This window comes from Testudinibacter sp. P17/SS/0325, from assembly GCF_053570765.1.
The window spans coordinates 2,037,837-2,057,306 of sequence record NZ_CM131635.1 but is presented as its reverse complement, the minus strand read 5'-3'; the positions used below and the strand labels follow the sequence as shown (position 1 = coordinate 2,057,306).

Annotated in this window: 19 protein-coding genes and 1 tRNA gene; 9 read left to right on the top strand and 11 right to left on the bottom strand. The window is 40.5% G+C overall.

Annotation, left to right across the window (positions count from 1 at the left end):
- Nucleotides 1–12: 12 nt before the first annotated feature.
- Nucleotides 13–633, bottom strand: coding sequence for an L-threonylcarbamoyladenylate synthase (locus tag ACWA50_RS09820; protein ID WP_431052048.1), 621 nt, complete (start codon nt 631–633; stop codon nt 13–15).
- A 375-nt stretch (nt 634–1,008) separates the two neighbouring features.
- Here ACWA50_RS09820 and ACWA50_RS09815 point away from each other — a divergent pair, with 375 nt between their 5' ends.
- Both ACWA50_RS09815 and ACWA50_RS09810 read left to right on the top strand, forming a co-directional pair.
- Nucleotides 1,009–1,206 carry a hypothetical protein gene (locus tag ACWA50_RS09815; protein WP_431052046.1) on the top strand — a complete coding sequence of 66 codons (198 nt, stop codon included), beginning with the start codon at nt 1,009–1,011 and terminating at the stop codon, nt 1,204–1,206.
- Nucleotides 1,203–1,484, top strand: a complete 282-nt coding sequence (locus tag ACWA50_RS09810) for a type II toxin-antitoxin system RelE/ParE family toxin (RefSeq protein WP_431052044.1) — start codon at nt 1,203–1,205, stop codon at nt 1,482–1,484. The genes ACWA50_RS09815 and ACWA50_RS09810 overlap by 4 nt, the downstream gene beginning before the upstream one ends.
- Before the next feature lie 170 nt (nt 1,485–1,654).
- Here ACWA50_RS09810 and ACWA50_RS09805 read toward each other — a convergent pair.
- The 9 genes from ACWA50_RS09805 to ACWA50_RS09765 form a co-directional block, all read right to left on the bottom strand.
- Nucleotides 1,655–1,804 (bottom strand) — tRNA-Leu (locus tag ACWA50_RS09805).
- 155 nt (nt 1,805–1,959) lie between these two features.
- The gene (locus ACWA50_RS09800; protein WP_431052042.1) at nt 1,960–2,604 is read right to left on the bottom strand and encodes a tyrosine-type recombinase/integrase; all 645 of its coding nucleotides are present in this window, start codon (nt 2,602–2,604) and stop codon (nt 1,960–1,962) included.
- 254 nt (nt 2,605–2,858) lie between these two features.
- Nucleotides 2,859–4,697, bottom strand: a complete 1,839-nt coding sequence (mobH, locus tag ACWA50_RS09795; protein ID WP_431052040.1) for a MobH family relaxase — start codon at nt 4,695–4,697, stop codon at nt 2,859–2,861.
- Nucleotides 4,698–4,863: 166 nt separating this feature from the next.
- The gene (locus ACWA50_RS09790; RefSeq protein ID WP_431052039.1) at nt 4,864–5,142 is read right to left on the bottom strand and encodes a hypothetical protein; all 279 of its coding nucleotides are present in this window, start codon (nt 5,140–5,142) and stop codon (nt 4,864–4,866) included.
- Nucleotides 5,143–5,168: 26 nt separating this feature from the next.
- Entirely contained in the window at nt 5,169–5,453 is a 285-nt protein-coding gene (locus ACWA50_RS09785; protein WP_431052037.1) for a hypothetical protein, read from the bottom strand.
- On the bottom strand, nt 5,416–9,414 hold the full coding sequence (locus ACWA50_RS09780) for a YadA-like family protein (protein ID WP_431052035.1): 3,999 nt from the start codon (nt 9,412–9,414) through the stop codon (nt 5,416–5,418). The genes ACWA50_RS09785 and ACWA50_RS09780 overlap by 38 nt, the downstream gene beginning before the upstream one ends.
- Before the next feature lie 314 nt (nt 9,415–9,728).
- The gene (locus ACWA50_RS09775; protein ID WP_431052033.1) at nt 9,729–9,995 is read right to left on the bottom strand and encodes a hypothetical protein; all 267 of its coding nucleotides are present in this window, start codon (nt 9,993–9,995) and stop codon (nt 9,729–9,731) included.
- Between the two features lie 10 nt (nt 9,996–10,005).
- Nucleotides 10,006–10,263 carry a hypothetical protein gene (locus tag ACWA50_RS09770; protein WP_431052031.1) on the bottom strand — a complete coding sequence of 86 codons (258 nt, stop codon included), beginning with the start codon at nt 10,261–10,263 and terminating at the stop codon, nt 10,006–10,008.
- Nucleotides 10,264–10,341: 78 nt separating this feature from the next.
- Entirely contained in the window at nt 10,342–10,674 is a 333-nt protein-coding gene (locus ACWA50_RS09765; RefSeq protein WP_431052029.1) for a hypothetical protein, read from the bottom strand.
- Between the two features lie 507 nt (nt 10,675–11,181).
- On the opposite strand from ACWA50_RS09765, the gene ACWA50_RS09760 reads away from it, so the two are divergent.
- The 7 genes from ACWA50_RS09760 (at nt 11,182) to ACWA50_RS09730 (ending at nt 17,908) form a co-directional block, all read left to right on the top strand.
- Complete coding sequence (locus ACWA50_RS09760) at nt 11,182–11,532, top strand: TIGR03757 family integrating conjugative element protein (RefSeq protein WP_431052027.1); 351 nt, start codon at nt 11,182–11,184, stop codon at nt 11,530–11,532.
- An 8-nt stretch (nt 11,533–11,540) separates the two neighbouring features.
- The gene (locus tag ACWA50_RS09755) at nt 11,541–12,491 is read left to right on the top strand and encodes a TIGR03756 family integrating conjugative element protein (protein WP_431052025.1); all 951 of its coding nucleotides are present in this window, start codon (nt 11,541–11,543) and stop codon (nt 12,489–12,491) included.
- Nucleotides 12,492–12,507: 16 nt separating this feature from the next.
- Nucleotides 12,508–14,502 carry an integrating conjugative element protein gene (locus ACWA50_RS09750; protein WP_431052023.1) on the top strand — a complete coding sequence of 665 codons (1,995 nt, stop codon included), beginning with the start codon at nt 12,508–12,510 and terminating at the stop codon, nt 14,500–14,502.
- A gap of 17 nt (nt 14,503–14,519) precedes the next feature.
- Nucleotides 14,520–14,873 carry a DUF4431 domain-containing protein gene (locus ACWA50_RS09745; protein WP_431052021.1) on the top strand — a complete coding sequence of 118 codons (354 nt, stop codon included), beginning with the start codon at nt 14,520–14,522 and terminating at the stop codon, nt 14,871–14,873.
- A gap of 116 nt (nt 14,874–14,989) precedes the next feature.
- Nucleotides 14,990–15,469: a hypothetical protein gene (locus ACWA50_RS09740; RefSeq protein WP_431052019.1), complete on the top strand. Its 480-nt coding sequence runs from the start codon at nt 14,990–14,992 to the stop codon at nt 15,467–15,469.
- Between the two features lie 529 nt (nt 15,470–15,998).
- The gene (locus tag ACWA50_RS09735) at nt 15,999–17,420 is read left to right on the top strand and encodes a hypothetical protein (RefSeq protein ID WP_431052017.1); all 1,422 of its coding nucleotides are present in this window, start codon (nt 15,999–16,001) and stop codon (nt 17,418–17,420) included.
- A gap of 179 nt (nt 17,421–17,599) precedes the next feature.
- Nucleotides 17,600–17,908 (top strand): hypothetical protein, encoded by a 309-nt coding sequence (locus ACWA50_RS09730; RefSeq protein WP_431052015.1) that lies wholly within the window; start codon nt 17,600–17,602, stop codon nt 17,906–17,908.
- 47 nt (nt 17,909–17,955) lie between these two features.
- Here the strand turns inward: ACWA50_RS09730 and ACWA50_RS09725 are convergent, their stop codons facing one another.
- Nucleotides 17,956–19,470 (bottom strand): conjugal transfer protein TraG N-terminal domain-containing protein, encoded by a 1,515-nt coding sequence (locus ACWA50_RS09725; protein ID WP_431052013.1) that lies wholly within the window; start codon nt 19,468–19,470, stop codon nt 17,956–17,958.

Below are 19,470 nucleotides of genomic sequence, written 5' to 3'. Positions count from 1 at the left end.
CAGATTATGGGGTTATGCAAACGGTGCGACCGAGCCATTGCCGACGCGAATCACTTGCGGTGTGTCATCCGTCAAATCAATCACGGTGGTTGGCTTCTGCCCTAAATAACCGCCGTTAATAATCAAATCGACCTGTTTTTCCAAACGATCGCGAATCTCTTCCGGATCATATTGGGTTTCATCCTCGCCCGGTAAAATCAATGAACAGGATAAAATCGGCTCGCCCAATTCGGACAGCAAACTCAGTGCGATTTTATTGTCCGGCACGCGAATGCCGATGGTTTTACGTTTTGATGTCATCAAACGCCGCGGCACTTCTTTGGTGGCGGTCAGAATAAAAGTGTAATGCCCCGGCGTATTGTTTTTAATCAGACGGTATGCCACATTACTCACCACCGCATAATTCGACAATTCTGATAAATCACTGCACACCAAAGTAAAATTATGCCCTTCCGGCAATTGACGGATCTCGACAATCCGATCCATTGCGTGTTTTTCGCCGATCATACAACCTAATGCATAGCCGGAATCGGTCGGATACACAATCACCCCGCCGCTGCGCAGAATTTCAATCGCTTGCTTAATCAAACGCGGCTGCGGATTATCCGGATGCACGTAAAAAAACTGACTCATTGACTTCTTCTCTATTTGACTAATGACACCCCAATTTACAGGCGGGATTATACGCCATATAACTAAAAATAATAAGCGCTTTTCGGATTTTTGCATATCATGTCGCAAATTGCTATAACCACTGCCGTAACCGCCACTATCGCTTGTTTGTCCGCCAAGTCTATTTCAAAAATACCTTTTAATTAAAACCAACCTTAAAATTGTTGCAGGAAATTAGACTATTACAGCTTATTTGAAACCCCCTAACAGGGCGCTTTAACAAAATATTTCCTAAAAACACATTTATTGCAATGAAAAGCATGGTGCGTATAATGAACCCAATGTAGGATGAAAGTTTCAATCCTATCCAGAGCAATAACGCACAGGGGAAATGTTATGCAAGGAACTCAAGCAAAAGTACAGCCGAAGCAGACGACCGTTCAAGAAAAAATCTTATCGGTTTTCGAACAATCTTTGACGGAAGAACAACGTTTTTTACAAGAAGTGATGACAGGAAAAATCAAACTCACTCCACACGATGAAGTAATGGAAAAACTTGAATTTGTCTTGAAAAATGGACTGCAACGAAAATGAAGCTAGATTACCTTGTGTTTTGGTCAGAGCGAGCCGAGGCTAAACTTCTAGACAAGGCTGATTACATCTACAATGACAGCCAAAACGACAGTATCGCTAATGACTTCTTAGAGATTATGCGTTCTACCGCGGAAAAACTAAGTTTCGTTGCATCTGCTTATGCTGACGGAAAATTCCATATTTATCCCCTAAAATATGGACATGCTGTGAAATTTATTGTCGTTGGCGATGTTGTAATTATTGCGGATTTTCACCCAAAAGGTTCAAACTTGCATTAATAGATTGGCTCCATGATAGCACAAGTTATCACTTTTTTCTTGATTACAAATCTATAGTGAGCCACTAAACAGCCACCCGTGGCAAAATTGGAAAGTTAGAACGGCAAATTACAGACATAAAAAAAGCCGTATAAAATGACTATCTTATTGATTTTATTGCTAACTTGTAATGGTGCCCGAGGGCGGACTTGAACCGCCACGACTCGAAAGTCGAGGGATTTTAAATCCCTTGGATGACATTGCTTATTTTTTGGTATCCAATCAATATTTAACTTTTAGACACAGAATGATCCTTGGCCAAGTTACAAGGATCTACTGGCGTATCATTCTACCCCTTTTATCTTGTATGTAAAGTCTATATCGCACAAGAGCGACTAAAAAAGTTGTTCTAGATCACATTTTTAACCAAAAACTCAATATATTGAACATAAAAAAGATGCGATACTTTCCAAGGCATCACATCTACACCCATTTTTTACAACCGTTCTACACAATCTCTTAGCATATCGACATCATGTTCGATGTACTCTAATGTCGTTTTGATATTTTTATGCCCAAGGAGCTTCTGGGTAACGTATAAATTTTGTTCTGGATTTCGCATTAAGTTCGTTGCAACCGTATGCCTAAACCGATGCGGTGAAATACCAAAATCTGTTCTCTCATAGAGTTTTTTAAATAAATGAGAAAGCTGATTATCATTCATATCCGAACCTCTGCGTTTTGTCGTAAAACAATAACGGTTGATATTAAATAATTGAGCATTCGAGGGTAAGTTAATTTTCTTTGCTTCATTTATGATTTTTTCTAAATGCGGATATAATTTTGCCGAAATAGGGACAATATGCTCATCATGATTTTTACTTGCTTTAGAAGCAAGAAAGATTGTTCTTTTCTGTAGATTAATATCATTCAAGGTCAGCTTTAAAAGCTGGCTACGGCGTATAGCTGTATATCTAAATACCGCGATAATGGAGTTTATAAACCAACTTGGCTGTAGATAAGGTGGTAAATCATGAGAATTTAATAACCGTTCAAGGTTATGCAGTTTATCATCATCTAATATTTTGCGTATTTTTTTACCCTCAGGTATTGTTTTTCCGCAAAACGGATTCACTGTCATAGTAATTAACTCTTTTTTCATGGCAAAATAAAGTAAGGCTTTGCAATGTCGAACATAGTTATTCCAAGTAACCGGCTTTACTCTATGCAATGCTTCATTACGCCACTCAATAATAAAGTCTTCAGTGATTTGGTGTGGGAGAATGTCAGGTGCATATTTTAATAGCTGATTTATCGCTTTTTTATAGCAAGATTCAGTATCCGCTCTTAGCACTTTATAAAAAAAATTTGGCTAACAATTGTTTAAATGTGAGATCATTCATGTGATACCTCTTTTAATTTTAAATATAAATTATCAAAACAAGGTCTATCGCCGAATAACATTCGTAAATCGTCGATAAGATATCCCTTAAGTTCTGTCGTTTTGTGAGGCCCCACGATCTGACAAGTCCAAATATTCAACCCTTCAGGTGATTTTTTCTTATGTATTCCTAATCTTTGGAAGCGTTTTTGAAGCTCCCGCCAAACCTCCTTATCTCCTGTTTCAAATTTTTCTCGAATATATCGTTTAAAAATACCGGGCGATACAATAAAAGCATGTTGCTCAACAATGTGAATAACTGAGTTAGTACGATTGATCGATAATTTCTCAAGGATTATTCCTTGTTTTATCCACTCAACAAAATCTGTTGGATTAATATCAAGTTCTTTAATATCATTCGAACCTATAATGCTTTTATTTTGTTCTATTTCATCAATTACCCCTCTATCTAGTTGGTTATTAGGTTTTTCTGCTGGAAGTTGCTCAATATTATTAAATAAGTTCATTGTAAAATCAATATCATCTAGAACAGCATTTTGAGTTTGAATTTTTGGTTCATTTGGCTCAGCTTCAGTTGTGTCTGACACTTGCGATATAGCAGTTAAGCCTTGTGAATCGCTTTCTATGACTTGAGCTGTTATTATGTTTTGAGCTGGCTCTTTTTCTTGCATTTTAGCTATATCAATTTCAACAATACCATCAAAAACTGTAGGACGTTGCTCAATATTTTCCCAGATAAGGCTTGGTGTAATTTTAAGAAGCGTAAAGGTATTTGCTGGCTTCCAGCCAGCATTAGATTGAATACGACATACCCAAATCGCCGTATTCGCCGGCGTTGCTTCTAAAATACCATGCGCCTGCATTTCATCAAATATTCTTCCATTTTGCATAGGAACACTAATGCCTTGTTGCATAAGATAAGACCGGACTTTATCCGTTACACTTTTACTCATTAGCCAAAGGGCTTCATCGGTAAGCCAGCCGTCTGAACCACCTTGAGGTGAATTTAATTTTAAGTCCTTTTCTAATAAGTGACGTAGTGCAATGATAAATTGTTTCGGAAGAGATTGCTGAGGCTGTTGCTGAACTTTCGTAATATCGCCGCCAAGATAATGTGCAACACTAGCTTGGTCTGCTTTTTGTATAATTTCGCCTAGAATACCGGCTTTATCATAGTGTCCAGACATTAAATAAGCGAGAGATGAGAATGCATCTGGATATTTTGCTAACCAATTGAAGGCAATAGGCGGTATTAATTTTGTTGCAATCATTGTTCCTAATACTGGATGGAGTTTATAATCACGTCCTTTGATATACTTAAAGCGGTAAGATTGCTCCAGTTTATCTAACCACGGATACCAACGCCCATTTTCTGTTTCAATTTCAATATCGACTGCAATTTTGCCAATGTCATGTGTAAGTGCGCCGTAAATAGCTGCAGCAGTCCAAACTTCACTTTGCTTTGCTTGATCTTCTGGTGCAGAATTAAGCGGTAATAAATAATTTTGGCGCAATTTAGCCGCAATACTGATAACTTCTAAGCCGTGGTCGAGCATTCCACCATGGTGTGAATGGTGATGGTTTTCAGATGCGGGAAAAAGTTGCACCAGTTCGGCATAACGTTCAATCGGTATTTTAAATAATTGATTAAACATCTCCTCTGACATAGAGACTTTTTGATAAATAATCGTTAATAATTTTTTCCTCAAAGGGGTGTTTAATAATTCTGCTGCAGATTGTGGTATTAGCCAACCGTCTGAATTATCGCCTAATCGATTATCTTCAATTATATTCTTTTTTTTAATTTTAAATTTAAAAAATCTTGATAGCATATTGAGACCTAATGATTAATCTACGATAGGATTTATAATAACTGACAGCCTTTTCTCGTTATTACCTTTTTCTGATCCTTTTCTTTATTTTGAAAATCCTTTTTCGGGTAAGCCCGTTTCCCTTGGAAACGGTTACCCTTATCTTTCCCCTTTCCTTTTCCCTTTTTTATTTAGGGAGATTGCGACTTTCATATTTTACTTCAATTGAAATATTATTTTCTTTATCATGTTTTGGAATTAAAATAACTATATTTTTTAGATAATCCGTATTATTAAAGGTAATATTACCCTTACGAAATTTATTCATATTACACCATTGTTGCACCGCGTATCTTGCCTCACCTTCTAAAGACCTAGAGTTTTCCTCAGCAAGCATTTGTAGATTCTGAAAAACTTCATTGTTAAGGCCTCTAATATTTATCAATTTTGATTTATTTTCACACATAAATTGCCTCTTTATTTAACTAAAAATTATTCATAAAATAAATTAGTTTCATTGATTTCGTTATTAAGTGGATTATTTATTTCAAACTCCGGACTCTCAATATCCATATCCAACCAACGCCAATAATTACAAATCAGCTCATCATCGCTATATTCTTCCCAAGTACCAGGATAATATGCATCTGCTTCAACATGACAAATATCACCGACTTCAACAGTAATTGCTAAAGTCGGTGATAAGATACACAGAATTGCGATACTTAAGCGCATCTCATTAAAAACCAATACTGATACCGGCACTGCCGCCGACATTTTTTTGACTATCGACGCTACCAGCAAGTGTGACCATAACTTGTTTGTGCGGTAAGGCTTTTAGTCCGATAGCAACGGCAGTTTCTGAGCCGTATGAGCCAATACCCGCACCGATTGTGGCTTTTTTGCCCGGTACACGTTCAATCGCCCCAATTGCCATTGCCGCCGAAATACCGGCACGCGCTTCTTTTCGCACTTGGCGAATATCACGATTGACTTGTGCGATACGCTGATCAGTATGCTGTTGCAGTTGATGAATGCGATAATCCGTGTAAGCATTTGCCTCGGTGACCGAATCTCGCACAATTTGGGCCGTATTGATGTTCGGTTTGAGTTGAAGCATTTCCTGACGCAGTTGTGTGATCAGGGTTTCTTGTGAGTGATAAAGCTGTCCACCGTTGATGGCTTCTTTGCTGTCCGCCGTAATTTCACCCTCTCCCACCTGCTTAATCACCGTTGTACCATGGCTGCCGTCGTTATTTTCTTTACCCAAGGTGATACTGTGTTTTTCATCGCTATCAAAGAATACGGTTTTGGCGGTATTGGCTTCTAATCCTTTCACCTGATTCGATATGGTGTTGATATTTTGGTCGTGTTGCGCGAGATGTTCCCTCTGCTGTTGCAAGGTTTGGGTATGGTTTTGTTGGGTTTGTTGTAACGTAGATACCGTCTTTTGCTGCTGTTGCAGGGTCTCGGTATGGGTATTCAGCGTTGTGGTATGATTTGCCAACTGCACACTATAATCAGCTAGCTGTGTACTATGAGCCACTAACTGTAAATCCTGTTTTTCAACACTACGATCGAGTCCGTCCAAGCGTGTCGTATGCGATGTTAAAAGTGCGGCATTCGAATTTGTTGCATTTTTTAATTTATCGATGTCATCACCATGTTGAACCAACGTGCTTGAATGTGTATTCAGCTGATTTCCATGTGTTTCAAGGCGATTACCATGAGAGATCAAGGTTTCACCCTGCGTTTGTTGGGTCGATTTCAGATTAGTTAAATCACCGGCATACTGAATAATGCGTTCTGAGTGCGTTTTTAAGGTTTCACTGTGTGTTGCCAATTGAGTACTGTGCTCTGCCAAGGTCGTTGTATGAGTGGCTAGTTTGCGATCGTGATGATCTAAGCGGTCATCATGGGTATTCACACGATTATTTAGCTCAGTCAGTTGCGTATTATGGTTGGTGATATGGCTATTGACTGTACCCAGTCCTTGTTGCAGCGCCGCAATATCTTCCCGATTTTTTGTGATCCCCTTCACATTGTCGCTGATTTGAGTCTCTTGCTTACGGAGTGCTTGATTGGTTGTTGCAATATCATTTTCCACCTTTTCAATTTTTGAAGCCTGTGCTGTGAGTGTTTGCTGTTGTTTTTCAAGTGCGGTTGAATGTTTCGTTAAAACTGTGGTGTTGTCCGCAATTTTTTGCTTATTTTCATCAATCGCAGTGGTATGTTGATGAGTTAATGTGGTTAGCGTAGTGAGACTTTGATCTTGCCTATCCAAACGGTTTGTATGCGCAGTGAGTGTTTGTTGTTGTTTTGTCAGCGCAGTTTTATTGGCATTAATATCGGCAGTTTGCTGAGTCACCGTATTATTTAAGCCGGATAGTGCGTTACTGTGCTGCTCCAACTGTTTGTCTTGTGAGGTAAGCTGTTGTTGCTGTTTATTCATCGTCGTTTTATTTTCGGCAATCAATTGTTTATTGTTTTCAATTGATATCGTGTTTTCAGCGAGTTGCTGTGTATGATTGACAAGTGCGGTTTTATTTTCGGTTGCGATTTTTTCTACCCCGTCCAAACGCGTTTGTACGCCGGTGAGTGTTGTGCCCAAGCGATCACTCTCTTCAACCAATGCAAACAACTGGCTGCCGTTCACTGCATCGGTACTGGTGCGGCTCAAGCGCCCGGCCGCGAGGTGGGTTAATGTCCGTTCTTTGTCTTGTGCGCCGATACTGAATGTGCCGAACGGGGTTGCGCCAGCGAAGGCATAAGGTTGGCTGTTGATAGTGTGCGAAACGGTGGCAATCGGTGCAGCTAACGTTGATTGATAGCCTAAAACGACACTTTGTTTCACTGTGCTATTGCCATTATCGGAAAGCATGATTTGTCGTCCAATCACGACATTGTTTTCACTGTTTAATGGTGTTTGATTATGATGTCCGATAACCACATCATATTGACCAGCGACACTATTTTGATTACCGACGGCAATACTGTTTGTGCCAGTGACGGTATTTTTATAGCCAAGTCCTAACGCACGCTCACCAGTTACACGAGTTTCCGTGCCGATAGCAACCGCATCTTGACCGATATTGCGTAAATCATTCAAGCTGAGTGCCAATTCCAGTGCTTTTAATTCAGCTTCCTGCTTAGCGAGCAATGTTTTTGCTGCTTCTGCTTGCGCGGCAATACGACGCTTTTGCTCACCCGGCTCTAAACGTGCCAATTGAGCCTCTAAATTGGTTATTGCTTGTTGTGCAACTTGTTTGGCGCTCACCAGAGCATCATATTTTTTCTGCTCATCCGCCATGATTTTCGTTAAATTAGCTCGAAATTCTTTAATAAATTGACTATTTTTCTGTTGGATATCCGTGATATTCTCTTTTTTCCATGTATCAAAAAATTTTCCCATTTCAGAAGACAGATTTTTTTCTTTTAATGCGGCTTTTAACCTCGCCATTTCCTGTTCTTCACGCAGTTTATGTTGTAGTGCACTTAATCCTTCAGCGGTATTACCCAACGCATCATATTGATTTTGATAGTAGCGGCTCTTAACTAGGGCGGTGAAATAATCAAATTGCTGATTGAGTAACGTTTGAGTCGTCTCTTTTGCACCATCGCTGTCAAAGTAGATATTCTTGGTGGCCAAGAGTGTATTATAAATATTCGTTTTCTGTTCGTCTGTATAATGCAGCCATTCCTCCAGATCTGCTTTCGACAATGAGGCAGTTTGATCTGGATGTTGAAAATTCATGGTATTATTGCTTTTAAACCTATAAGTGTAGATTTGGGTAATATCACCACCACGTATGGTGGGCAAAGATTTGAGTTCGCCACTTAATGCCTGTCTAGCGATTTCTCCCCGTGTTTGCAACGGACTCGTATGATAATAACTGGTCGATGTACCAAGATTAGCACCAATTAATTTGGTGTAGCTTGATATGGCTGTGGCAACATTACCGTTTGCTTGAATATAATTTTTGACATATTGCTCATAGTACGAAATCGGCTCATTAATAATACTTTCATAGCCCTGTTCTGCAGATTGTTTTAATTCTCTTGCCAGTGCAGTAACACCCGCTGTTGTCGAGGCTTTGGTTAAATCAAAACCACTTAGGGTAATTAAATTGTCAGTTCGCGCAGTCACTTCTTGTTTTTTTGCCTCAAATTGAGGGGTATAAGCGGTTAATTCACGCTCTGCGGCGACCAATGCTGGCGTTAAGGTACTATTTAGCTGCTCTTGTCCTGCCGTAATTTTATCTAACGCTCCTTTTACTTCTAAATAGGTGCTGTATTTAGCATTGAAATCCGCTTGCGCATTTCTCACAGATTGCTTTTTATTGCTGATATTTTGTAGCTGAGCCGAGTTATCAGCGAGTTTTTGGGTAATTTCAGCGGCGGTCAAGTTGTCACCTGTCGCCACTGCGCCTCGCCCAATAGCAACACTATTGCGTCCAGTCGCGATAGCAGATTCACCCTCGGCGATACTATGATCGCCCAGCGCGTAGGTATTGGTATTATTGGCTTGTGCGATACCAGTGATACTGATACTGAGTGCCAACGTTAAAAGAGATAGGGGAAATTTAGTAAACATAACATCAGGCTCCTTGGTGAAATTAAGAGCCTTTATTAAAGTTAAGTTATGCTGAAAAAAGAATATTAAATTGTTTTTTGAATTTGAACAAAAAAGCAATAATCGCTTGATTTCGTATAGTAGAAAAATAAAAGTATGATCCACGCACTTACGAGCGTGGATCGGGTTTTATTCAACAGGCTTCCGCCAAGTTGAACGGTGTGTTTAAATGCTGCATCAGATAATGTCCCTATGGGAAGCTATTCCTATAGGACAAAAGGTAAAAGATAGTGGTAAAAATCGGGAATTATTCCCGATAAGGGTAATTCGGCAGATTGCCGATGTTAATTAATTGGTTGGTTTTTGATCGCTTTTAGTTGGCTCGTCCGGTCTTGGAAAGGCATCTGTAATAAAGACAAATGCCGTAAACAGAACGACCGCAAGTGTCAGACCGCCAACCATAATCACTAAGGGCATATTCATTTTATATCTCCGATTCGCGTATTTTTATTCAGGTTATGTGTGAAAAGTATACCACATAACCAAATAATCATACTGCACGTAAACAGAAAAAATGAATCCTTCGCAGATAGTTCGTCATTAGGGAGAACTAAGCCAGCCACGCTAATTGCAGCCATGGTTGAGCCTACCTTCCTAAAATCTTCTGAAACCGCTTCAAAGGCTTTTGTGCTTAATCTGAAATGACAGATTTTTTGGGTTAATGTTGAAATTTTTCGTTTCATCATTCACCGCACTTTAACGATCTAATATCCAGCAATCCGCTTTATGCGGATGCCGAATATAGTGAAAAACCAAAAAATACCGATTATTTTCTGATACATCATAAACAAATAAATTCGGTGTTTTATTCCGATTTAACTGCGCTTGCCAGTGAAGCGTTGCCGCCACTAACAATGCAGATAAATATTCGGAATGTCTGTTTTTTGGCAGACCTTTACGTTGAAAAGTTGCCAATAGTTCGCTATGAGCGCGATGACCTAGTGTTAATTGCATCAGTTTCTCCTTAAGCTGTACGGAGAAACCGATTCCTATACGGAAAGGTTTTCCGTACAGGCTACTGTGGCTATGTCATTAACTCAATAATACCGCAGTTGCGATACTACCTAGTAATAATGTACCAACACTCGAAATCACAAGATAAATTGTGTATTTCCGTTTTAACAGCGCAGTTTGTTGGGCTAAACGTTGTTGGTATTCAACTTGCTTATTTAGCAAAACCGATTGTTCAACACCACTTTTCACCGAGCGATAAGCCTGTGTTGTCGTGTTTTTGGCTTTCAGAAACAAGCGTCCAAGATTTTCACCCAATTTATGAAAATTGGACTGCGTTTGCTCTTCAACGAACAGATCATCTTCATCGAAGAAGTCATCATTCGTCATGCTTTTATGAGTCGGGTGAGTCATAACATGCTCCTTAATTAATAATAACCAAGGAAACTCACCCGCCGGGTTCGTTTCCCCGGTCGGGATAAATGTCGATAAACGACATTTGGGTTTGAAGTAAACACTCATAAGTTAAAAACTTACTGCCTGTTTCAGAGTGCGCTAGGCATTTGGGATGGTCATTTTCTCTACGAGAACTGCACGTTTCAGACCGGGTGCTTGGGCTTAAGTGCTATCAACGATAGCGGCTTACTTTGAAACTGTTAAAATTATGGACGTTTAATTTAACGGTTGTCAATAACAAATTTATCTTTTTTTCTAAAAAATACGTCAGATCAAAAAATTGTTTTAATTTGAAATATAATTTTTGATTAACCTTCATTACACATTTTCTTACGATAGCCTCACCCATGCTCTCTTTAAGGATTTATGATGAAGTTTCCACACCATTTCCTTTTGCTGTGTTTAATCAGTGCTAGTGTTTGCGCGGATGATAACCGGTCTAATCTACCATCCACGGATGTCACGATGACCGTTTACACTACACAGCAATATGCGATTCAGTCTCCAGAATTGGCGGCACAGATTTATTATTTAGATATGGTCGATAAACTAGAAGACCAATTTTCTGAGCAATTCCAATTAAGCAATCAACCAGAGATGGCAGAAAAACAAGCAAAAGCCTTGCTGTCTTCGCCAGAATGGATACAGCACGAAACCGCACTTAAACAGGCTTATGAGGGCATTTCACAGGCATGGCAACACGGTATTATGAAAGTGCCGGCAATTTTATTCTCCTCAAATTCAGCGCCTCAAGATAACCAAGTGATGTATGGCATCACTGATCTACAGCGCGCGATTGAAATCTACTATGAATGAGGAATAGCATGAAAAAACTGCCCCATTATTTATTAACAATAGGCCTGTCCCTTTCAGGCATCACTTTCTCTGATGAAACGGCTGCCGCGAGTATTAATACCGCCCAGATCATGGCATCAAGCGCCTCAACAAGTTGCATGGAGTACCAAACTGTCGGTATTTGTTATTGGCTTTACTGTTCCTACACGGGTTGCCGTGTTCGTACATCGGTTAAAGTGCGCCATTTTTTACCAGAGCAAGTTGTTTCTGCGTATAACCACGGCGGACAAAATCCTTGGAAAGAAATCAAAAGTCTCGGCAAAGGCATCGATGGCGGTGATTATCAAGACAAACCTCATACCAAACAGTATTCACAACTCACGTTTAAAAACGTTGATGTTATCGGACATCCTCTCGGGGCAATCACACAGCTGCTCAGTAAAACGGGTTATTACTGTAAAAGCCAAAGTTTCTCGTTTAAACCGCACTTTTTAAGTGGACTTGATGTGCTTGCTTGGCGCGCCGGCATACCCGAATCCTTCTATCCGGAAGCGATAACACCGGGCATGCGTGAGATTGGTGGTTTAGACGATATGTGGGGAAATATTTACCCACGCGCCGGCAATGTTACCCAAGTTCATCCTTATAAAGCTGCAGCAGTTACGGCACAACGTGCCGCCGATATTATCTCCCGTAGTGGGCAGTTGCATATTTATATTCCAGCCGCGCAAAAAGCACAACAAGAAAACGGTTGGTGGCCGCCGCCCCCCGTGAAAGAAGGTGATGAACGCAGCCATAAATGGCAGATGCTCACACCGAAAATGGAAAAGTCTTGTGCCATCTTTCCTGATCGCAATGCGACGGATGCATACGCAGACAAGCATTCGGTTGAGCAAGATTATGCCTGGGCGCTGTGGCGACCTTACTCTTGCTGTAAGCGGCGCGGGCAGAAATTTTTATTTAGTACCGATTTTCGATAGCTGAAAGGATCATATTATGACTATTCGACACAACAAACCCATACTGTATTTTTCAATATCTGCAGTCATGGTAACGCTCTTCTGTTTTTCAGAAAATAGCTTTGCCAATTCCTATAGTACACAACAAGCTGGATCAGTTTTATCTGATAAGGTTTACTACCAAATCGGCGGCGGCTCGGCTGTGATGACCCCGCCATCACGTAAACGCCCACATGAATTATCAATTGGGCTCGGCTGGAATGCAAATCTAATGTGTGGTAATTTTGATATTAAAACCACCGTTAGAAATCAATTAAATGGCATCACTGAGGGTTTCAAGGACTTGATGGGCAATGTTGTTCAGTCGGCAACCGGCGCAGTTGCCAGCCTACCGGCAATGGTCATACAGCGCGCCAATCCACAGCTTTATGATTTGCTCACCAACGGCGTGCTACAAGGACGTTTAGATTTTGATGCCGCTAAAACCAGTTGTGAAGAACTTGCCAACAAAGCCGCCGATTATTTGGGCGATTCTGGTTGGGGAATGATGGCAAAAACACAAAATTATCAACGTGTCGCTGAAACGCAAAAAGATGCAATACAAGCCAAAAAACAAGCTGAAAAAGATGATGGATCAAAGGGAGTAAAATGGGTGGGTGGTAAGCAAAAAGGTGGTAAAGGGCAACAACCACTAAAAATGCTAGAAGATGCCGCAAAAGCCGGCTTTAATGTCGCTAATGGCTTAGCCGTAACTAATCAAGCCGCCGTGACACCACAACAATGTGACGGTATGTTGTGTACGACCTGGAAAACCCCACAAGAAGCTGCCGACTGGGCAACGCGTGTCTTGGGTGATGTACATAAAACCACCTGCAATGAATGTGGTGAACAAAAATCCAAAGCTGGTACAGGGCTTGCGCCTATCATTGAAGAAGAAAATATCAAAACACTCGTTATTTTAGAAGAAACACTGAATGCCGTGAACCCCATACCATCACAACTCCAACAAATCGGTTCAACTGCGATTCAAATCACACGTGGATTAGTCGAGGCGCTCAAAGATGATTCGGATGTCGTTGTGCTTTCAAGTCGGCTTGCAAGTGAAATCGCGATTTCAAAAACCTTAGAAAAAGCCCTGTTAGCACGGCGTACAATCCTTGCTGGTATGCGCGAACCGAATATTGCTGCCAATGAAATTGCACAAAAAGAGCTTGAAAAAAATCTCTTAATGTTAGATAGGGAAATCGAGCAAACCAAAATGGAAATGGAACTACAACGCTCAATTGCCGGCAACACCGCAATGGCGATTTTGGAAAAACGTATTCATGAGCAGCAAAAAGCCTTAGAAAGTAATGTATCAGACGATACCGATAAACGTATGCGGGCATTGAGTGGAAATATCGAAGATGCTAAAGCGGATAATAGTAACGGTGGCAAAATCAATATCAAATCCCATTATATTCGCTTGAATATTCCGACTTCAACTGGTGGCTTAGGCAGTATCAACGGCGCATATAGCGGCTCTCGTGGTGGGAATGGCGGCATCGTCAGCGGTCGGGGATTACAAGCCTATGAAACTAATAATGCTTATGCCGATGGGCGAGCCACGATTTATAAAACGGCGGATGGCAAGCTGATTCGGCGCGAAGGCGGTACACTGGCTTGGCGAAATAACAACCCGGGCAATATTCGTGCCGGTGAATTTGCACAACGTTACGGCGCAATTGGTGTCGGTCCAAGCGGTTTTGCTATTTTCCCTGATGCTGAAACCGGTGAAAGAGCTATTCATGCATTGTTAAAAACAAGGGATTATAATAACCAAACAATCGCCGGTGCAATTGAACGCTACGCACCACGTAATGAAAATAATACCGACCTGTATATAAGCATGGTAACATCAACGACCGGACTTGACAAAAATACACCAATGAGTTCATTATCAGATGAGCAGCGTCGCCATATCGTTAATGCCATTCGTACGAAAGAAGGTTGGAAAGAAGGTTCATCAAAAGAGCACACCCCATCAGGTTAATTAAGTAAGGAGAATATATGAAAAAAATCACCGTTGTATTCGCGACGCTTTTATGTGGATTTAGTGTATTTTCGCTAGCTGATAATCCAACGCAAGTTAATTACAGCACGCCACTCACTTTACAAGGCAACATCAAAAAAGAGAACGGTTATCCGATGCTACATCTCGCTGCACCGGGTATTAATCTCCGAGGTGGCGAAGAGTCGTTTTATCCCAACATCGATGGCGTGAGAAAACTGCAAATCGTCTGGTCTGGTAAAAAGCTGCCGGTTGGTTGTGTTTTTGCTGAGGGAACATTATTCGGGGCTGAAACCGCACACCATAAAACCGATGTGTTAATTGAGCTAAAGACGTATAAACCTTGCCCATAAAACAAACAAAGCGCACAGTCGTGCGCTTTTACACAGTTTGTATTCCTCTCGCTTTGTGATACATTGATCGACCTTTAATAAAATTCTTGCTTTTCCAGTTCAATTTATAATATATCATGATTCAGAATGACTTAGATTTGCCAGTTGATGATTACTTGATTAAGTATACTAACCCTAATGAGCAAATATGCTTAATTGGCTATTTTCCTGCTACAAATCATATTTTAGTTGAGGGAGAAATCTGGTTGTCTAGAGGAGCACATCTGCATAAATACGGTTTGGATCACATATGGCAAGGCAGACGTACTGCCTTAATACGATTAAAAATTGTAACAGTGAGAGAAGTTATTAATCATCTAATTTCAATTTTAAATCGACGAACACCAATTTACCCAGAAATCAAAGATACTAAAACAGCAGTTGTCAAAACAACTAGTGGAGCTGTAATCATTGAAAAAATTGAAGATGGGAATGAGCATTCTTTTTATAGCGCAGTAACATTACTCACAGCAACACGTGCTGCGCCGCTAAATGTACAAGGGCGTTGGGGCAATAAACCGCTTAACCACATTAAAAAAGATTGTCAAAAAATTTGAATGATTTTATAATATACACACTGCAAGAGCTATAGTTAATCTGGAAGCGATGAATAGGCAGATTAGCTACATGGCAGGGAGTTACTCGCTTAACTCTGTGATTTAGTGATCTGGGTAGCCAGATCCAACATAGGGCAAATATCTGTAGTTTCTGCAGATCCTATGGTAAAACCGCCTCGGCTATTTCACCAATTAAGGCTATATTGATAGGCCCTGTTTACACAGGGCTTTTTCATATCTGCAAATCAACAGTTTTTTATCATATTAAGTATCGTTATATACCGTCGCAAAAATACTATTTTCTCAGGCTTACGAAAATACCCATAAACAACGCCTATTTATTACCATCGCAGTACTCTGAAAAATGCTAGTAAACTAAACCATTTTGCAATACATCTATTGATTAAATTCATTGATAAAAATAAATCTGATAACTTGTTCTTGTTGTAGGCAAAGTATATATTGGACGTGCTTAGTTACAAATTCACTTTGATATTAAGAACTTATTACTAATTGACTGGAGCTTGTTATGAAATCACTTGCAAAACTTAGTCTTATCCTTTGTACTTCTCTCTTCATTACCGCCTGTGACGACGATAAAACTGTTACATTGGAAAAACCTGCGGTACTCTTTAATTTAGCGCCAGCCCAAGTTGAAAGGAGCTTTTATTACTGGGACAGCAAAACGGTAGAACAGCTCAAAAGTTTGTCAAAATCCTATCAGCAGTTGGGACAATTAGCGATCAGCTATGACATGGTTGCAAATGAAAAACTGCCAAAATTTCCCGATTTTTCCGGTTTTGATTCGGCTTCCTTGTCTGATTTAAAAAGCAAATACCAGCAAGTCTTATTTGAAGCCACTGAGCTCAAAGAAGAGGTTGAACTCAAGATTGAAATGGATCAGGAGTTGCTAAAAAAGCAAGTTGATTTGGCAAAAGACCGGCACTCTGCACAAAGTGCCTTATTCTCACAGTACCTTGAAAAATTAACGCCACTGCGTCAGAAAAAGGCAGATATTGAAGCACAGCGTGATGCCAGTGATAAAACAATCAATGAGCTACTGAATAGCTCAGTGGCAGCAATTAATAAAATTATTGTTGATGAAGGGATTCCAATCGATATTTTGAAACCTAATGCACTATCCCATTTTCGTTATCAAGCCAATAAACCGTGTAAAGCGGAAGGCATGAGTATCGACGGCTCATATACCGAGATTATGCTCCATCATCAAAATATTTGTTTTATGACTTCTTTCAGAATGGACTCGCAATATTCCCCTGTTTTTGTCAAAAATACCGACCTTCCCTCTCTGTTGTCAGCAAATTTCCTCGGCATTATTCAAGAACAAATTGCGCAAGGAAAGGTAGATGTCGAGCAATTTAAAAATACTGGCTATCGATATGAATTATCTGCTCTCAATAAGCAAATTCATGATGAAGAAATCATTGCACGCAATAAGAATAACGGTGTGAATGAAAATCACCTTTCCTATCAAGTCGAGCAAGCAGAACGCAATTATTTCGATCTTGTCATGCAGTTGGATCGCTATAAGACAGAGCGTGATGCTTATTTAGAGCGCGAATTTAATATTAAATTCCGCAATATGCTTTCTTTAGAATTGTTATATAGCGAAATGGCGGTATTTTATGGTGATGTTATCGACCGCATTTCCCAGCAAAAATCTGCTCCCTCGCAGGCTGCCTATCAAAAAATCAGTGTCGATGTCAAAAAAGCGCAACCTTATGTGTTGATTGAAGATAAAGTCACAAATTACACACAATATTTCTTTGTGAATACAGCCAACTTGATGAAACACAAAAAATATGCTGATAAAGACACCATCTTGCTTGATGATTTACAACAAGATCGAATTGTGACAATAAACCACGTCAAATCCAAACCAGAAACATTGCCAGTAGATATCATTTATACGCTCTCGCAAATTGATTAAAACCTTGATCAAAATGCTGTCGAGAAAACGTGAAAACAGCGGTCGCACATCAAGATAATTCACGTTTTCTCGCTTCAATTTAGCCACAAAAATACTGTTTCCCCTCACTTTTTTAGCTTGTTTTTTATGCAGGTAAAGTATATATTGAGGACTATCTAAACAATAATTGGGGGGCTGTTATGAAAAAGAATATCGGTTATCGCTTAGGCAGACTGTATCGCAAATTCATGCGCTGGCAGCACCCAACTGCGTTGAAATGGCTGTATGTCATCGCCGTGACCGCACTTGTCTGTTATTTTCTGAGTGTGTTTGTACTGATTGCTGGCGTTATCGCTGCGTTCTGGCTTTCGAATACGAAACCATCTGATTTTTCATTGTTAAAAATTTATAGTCATAGTGGATATACTCCTGACTGGGGAACTGGTTATTATAAAAATGGCGAGATAAATTGGGATGATCCTATTTGGTATGATGACAATGAAGTTTAAGTAATTAATAAGCCGTTTGATATATATTTATCAAACGGCTTTTTTAATTATTTGTTATCTGACATAGCCTCTTTAGTTATACTTACTGAAGTACTAGCTCCTTTCCCACCATTCTCTCTAGCTGCTGAAGTTCCTTCTTTAACTATATTATTGAGGGCTGCTCCAGTATGAATCCCTGCCCACCCCATAGCACCCAACCAGAATGCCGGAAGTGCCAAGAACATCGAGCCCATCACAAAATTGACGACCATATCATCGCTGGTGTTTTGTATGCCTGCCCAGTTCCAGTTTGAATGGGTATCGCTGCTGTAAAGTGCTTCCAACAGCCACGTATCCAGCCAACGTGCCAGCTCCCACCAAAATGACAGGAAAAATAAGCCAAATTGAATAAAGGTCATGGTCATAATTACCTTGATGTCGTAGGCACTGAACAATGTCACTAAGGGAATACAGATCACCAATGCCATAATCAAGAAGCCTTGAACCATCGGCAATGCCTGTCGCATTGCGTCAAATGCCGGAAATGCTGCGGTTGCACCAGCGGTCATGCCGACAAATGATGCAACACGGCTGAAGGCATTAGACAAGCTAAAATCCACGCTTCCACCGTAGCCGGAATAAGCATTACCAGTCGAGACTTCGATATTTTCAGGGCGCACCAGGCTGCGGATAATATTGTCCTCGTAGTCTTTTTGACCAGAGAATAATTTATTGATACTGCCTAGCACACCTGGCTTAAACTCCGCCAATAGCCGTGATTTTAAACCAGCTTTATCATCTGCCCACCACTGTTTACAGGTCGGAAATCCTCCGTCACCGGTGTTTGGTAACCCGGCATCTCGCGTTGCGTTATACGCCCATTGCTTTCGCGGTGCATGAGAACGGTAGCTGTCATACAGCCCCTCGGAATTGAGCAACAGGCTAGAGCCGATCCAATCCACATCGTTGGCTTGCACTTCGTTTAGCTCAATTTGCTGCCGTTTGATTTTGGTTCGTGCCGGCACAAAACACTGTTCGACAAAATCACGCACTTCTTGCAATAGCACCGGACTGCTGATTTTCGTGTGCTGCACATCAAATCGGATTTGGCGTAGATCCGGTTTACACGGAATACTCGCAACCGCAGCCTGTGTCACCGCTTTGTTTAAGGTGTGGGTAAATCCCCACCAAATCGGCACAGAAGCACTCTTACCGCCCATTTCGGTTTGCACATTAGAAAACTGGGTATTCGATGTATCCACAATGGTATAACCGCATTGCTTCGAGCGTTCGACATCCATTTTGATGTTATGAATAGTAATTTTCAACATCGGGACACAGGTAAAGAAAATCACCACAAGGCTCACATAAAAGGCGTGCTCTAGCCGCGCTAACAACAGTTTCCCTTTATTACCCTCATCATCGCCCTCTTCACGCACTTTCAACCACAATCGGACCAAGTGAGCAAGAAACGGCGTCGCGAATAAGCCTGTTTCGGTAAACACATGCCATAAGGCATTGTTGATAATCCAGCTTAGCAACGTCAGGAAATACTCAAAATAACTGTTCACATACATATTCAT

Excerpts from the sequence above, each read along its gene's own strand:
- ACWA50_RS09800 (WP_431052042.1), bottom strand. The coding sequence starts at position 2,604 with ATGACAGTGAATCCGTTTTGCGGAAAAACAATACCTGAGGGTAAAAAA.
- ACWA50_RS09785 (WP_431052037.1), bottom strand. The coding sequence starts at position 5,453 with ATGTCGGCGGCAGTGCCGGTATCAGTATTGGTTTTTAATGAGATGCGC.
- mobH (WP_431052040.1), bottom strand. The coding sequence starts at position 4,697 with ATGCTATCAAGATTTTTTAAATTTAAAATTAAAAAAAAGAATATAATT.
- ACWA50_RS09790 (WP_431052039.1), bottom strand. The coding sequence starts at position 5,142 with ATGTGTGAAAATAAATCAAAATTGATAAATATTAGAGGCCTTAACAAT.
- ACWA50_RS09775 (WP_431052033.1), bottom strand. The coding sequence starts at position 9,995 with ATGATGAAACGAAAAATTTCAACATTAACCCAAAAAATCTGTCATTTC.
- ACWA50_RS09755 (WP_431052025.1), top strand. The coding sequence starts at position 11,541 with ATGAAAAAACTGCCCCATTATTTATTAACAATAGGCCTGTCCCTTTCA.
- ACWA50_RS09760 (WP_431052027.1), top strand. The coding sequence starts at position 11,182 with ATGACCGTTTACACTACACAGCAATATGCGATTCAGTCTCCAGAATTG.
- ACWA50_RS09735 (WP_431052017.1), top strand. The coding sequence starts at position 15,999 with ATGAAATCACTTGCAAAACTTAGTCTTATCCTTTGTACTTCTCTCTTC.
- ACWA50_RS09730 (WP_431052015.1), top strand. The coding sequence starts at position 17,600 with ATGAAAAAGAATATCGGTTATCGCTTAGGCAGACTGTATCGCAAATTC.
- ACWA50_RS09810 (WP_431052044.1), top strand. The coding sequence starts at position 1,203 with ATGAAGCTAGATTACCTTGTGTTTTGGTCAGAGCGAGCCGAGGCTAAA.
- ACWA50_RS09765 (WP_431052029.1), bottom strand. The coding sequence starts at position 10,674 with ATGACTCACCCGACTCATAAAAGCATGACGAATGATGACTTCTTCGAT.
- ACWA50_RS09740 (WP_431052019.1), top strand. The coding sequence starts at position 14,990 with ATGATTCAGAATGACTTAGATTTGCCAGTTGATGATTACTTGATTAAG.
- ACWA50_RS09815 (WP_431052046.1), top strand. The coding sequence starts at position 1,009 with ATGCAAGGAACTCAAGCAAAAGTACAGCCGAAGCAGACGACCGTTCAA.
- ACWA50_RS09725 (WP_431052013.1), bottom strand. The coding sequence starts at position 19,470 with ATGAATATGTATGTGAACAGTTATTTTGAGTATTTCCTGACGTTGCTA.
- ACWA50_RS09745 (WP_431052021.1), top strand. The coding sequence starts at position 14,520 with ATGAAAAAAATCACCGTTGTATTCGCGACGCTTTTATGTGGATTTAGT.
- ACWA50_RS09750 (WP_431052023.1), top strand. The coding sequence starts at position 12,508 with ATGACTATTCGACACAACAAACCCATACTGTATTTTTCAATATCTGCA.
- ACWA50_RS09770 (WP_431052031.1), bottom strand. The coding sequence starts at position 10,263 with ATGCAATTAACACTAGGTCATCGCGCTCATAGCGAACTATTGGCAACT.
- ACWA50_RS09820 (WP_431052048.1), bottom strand. The coding sequence starts at position 633 with ATGAGTCAGTTTTTTTACGTGCATCCGGATAATCCGCAGCCGCGTTTG.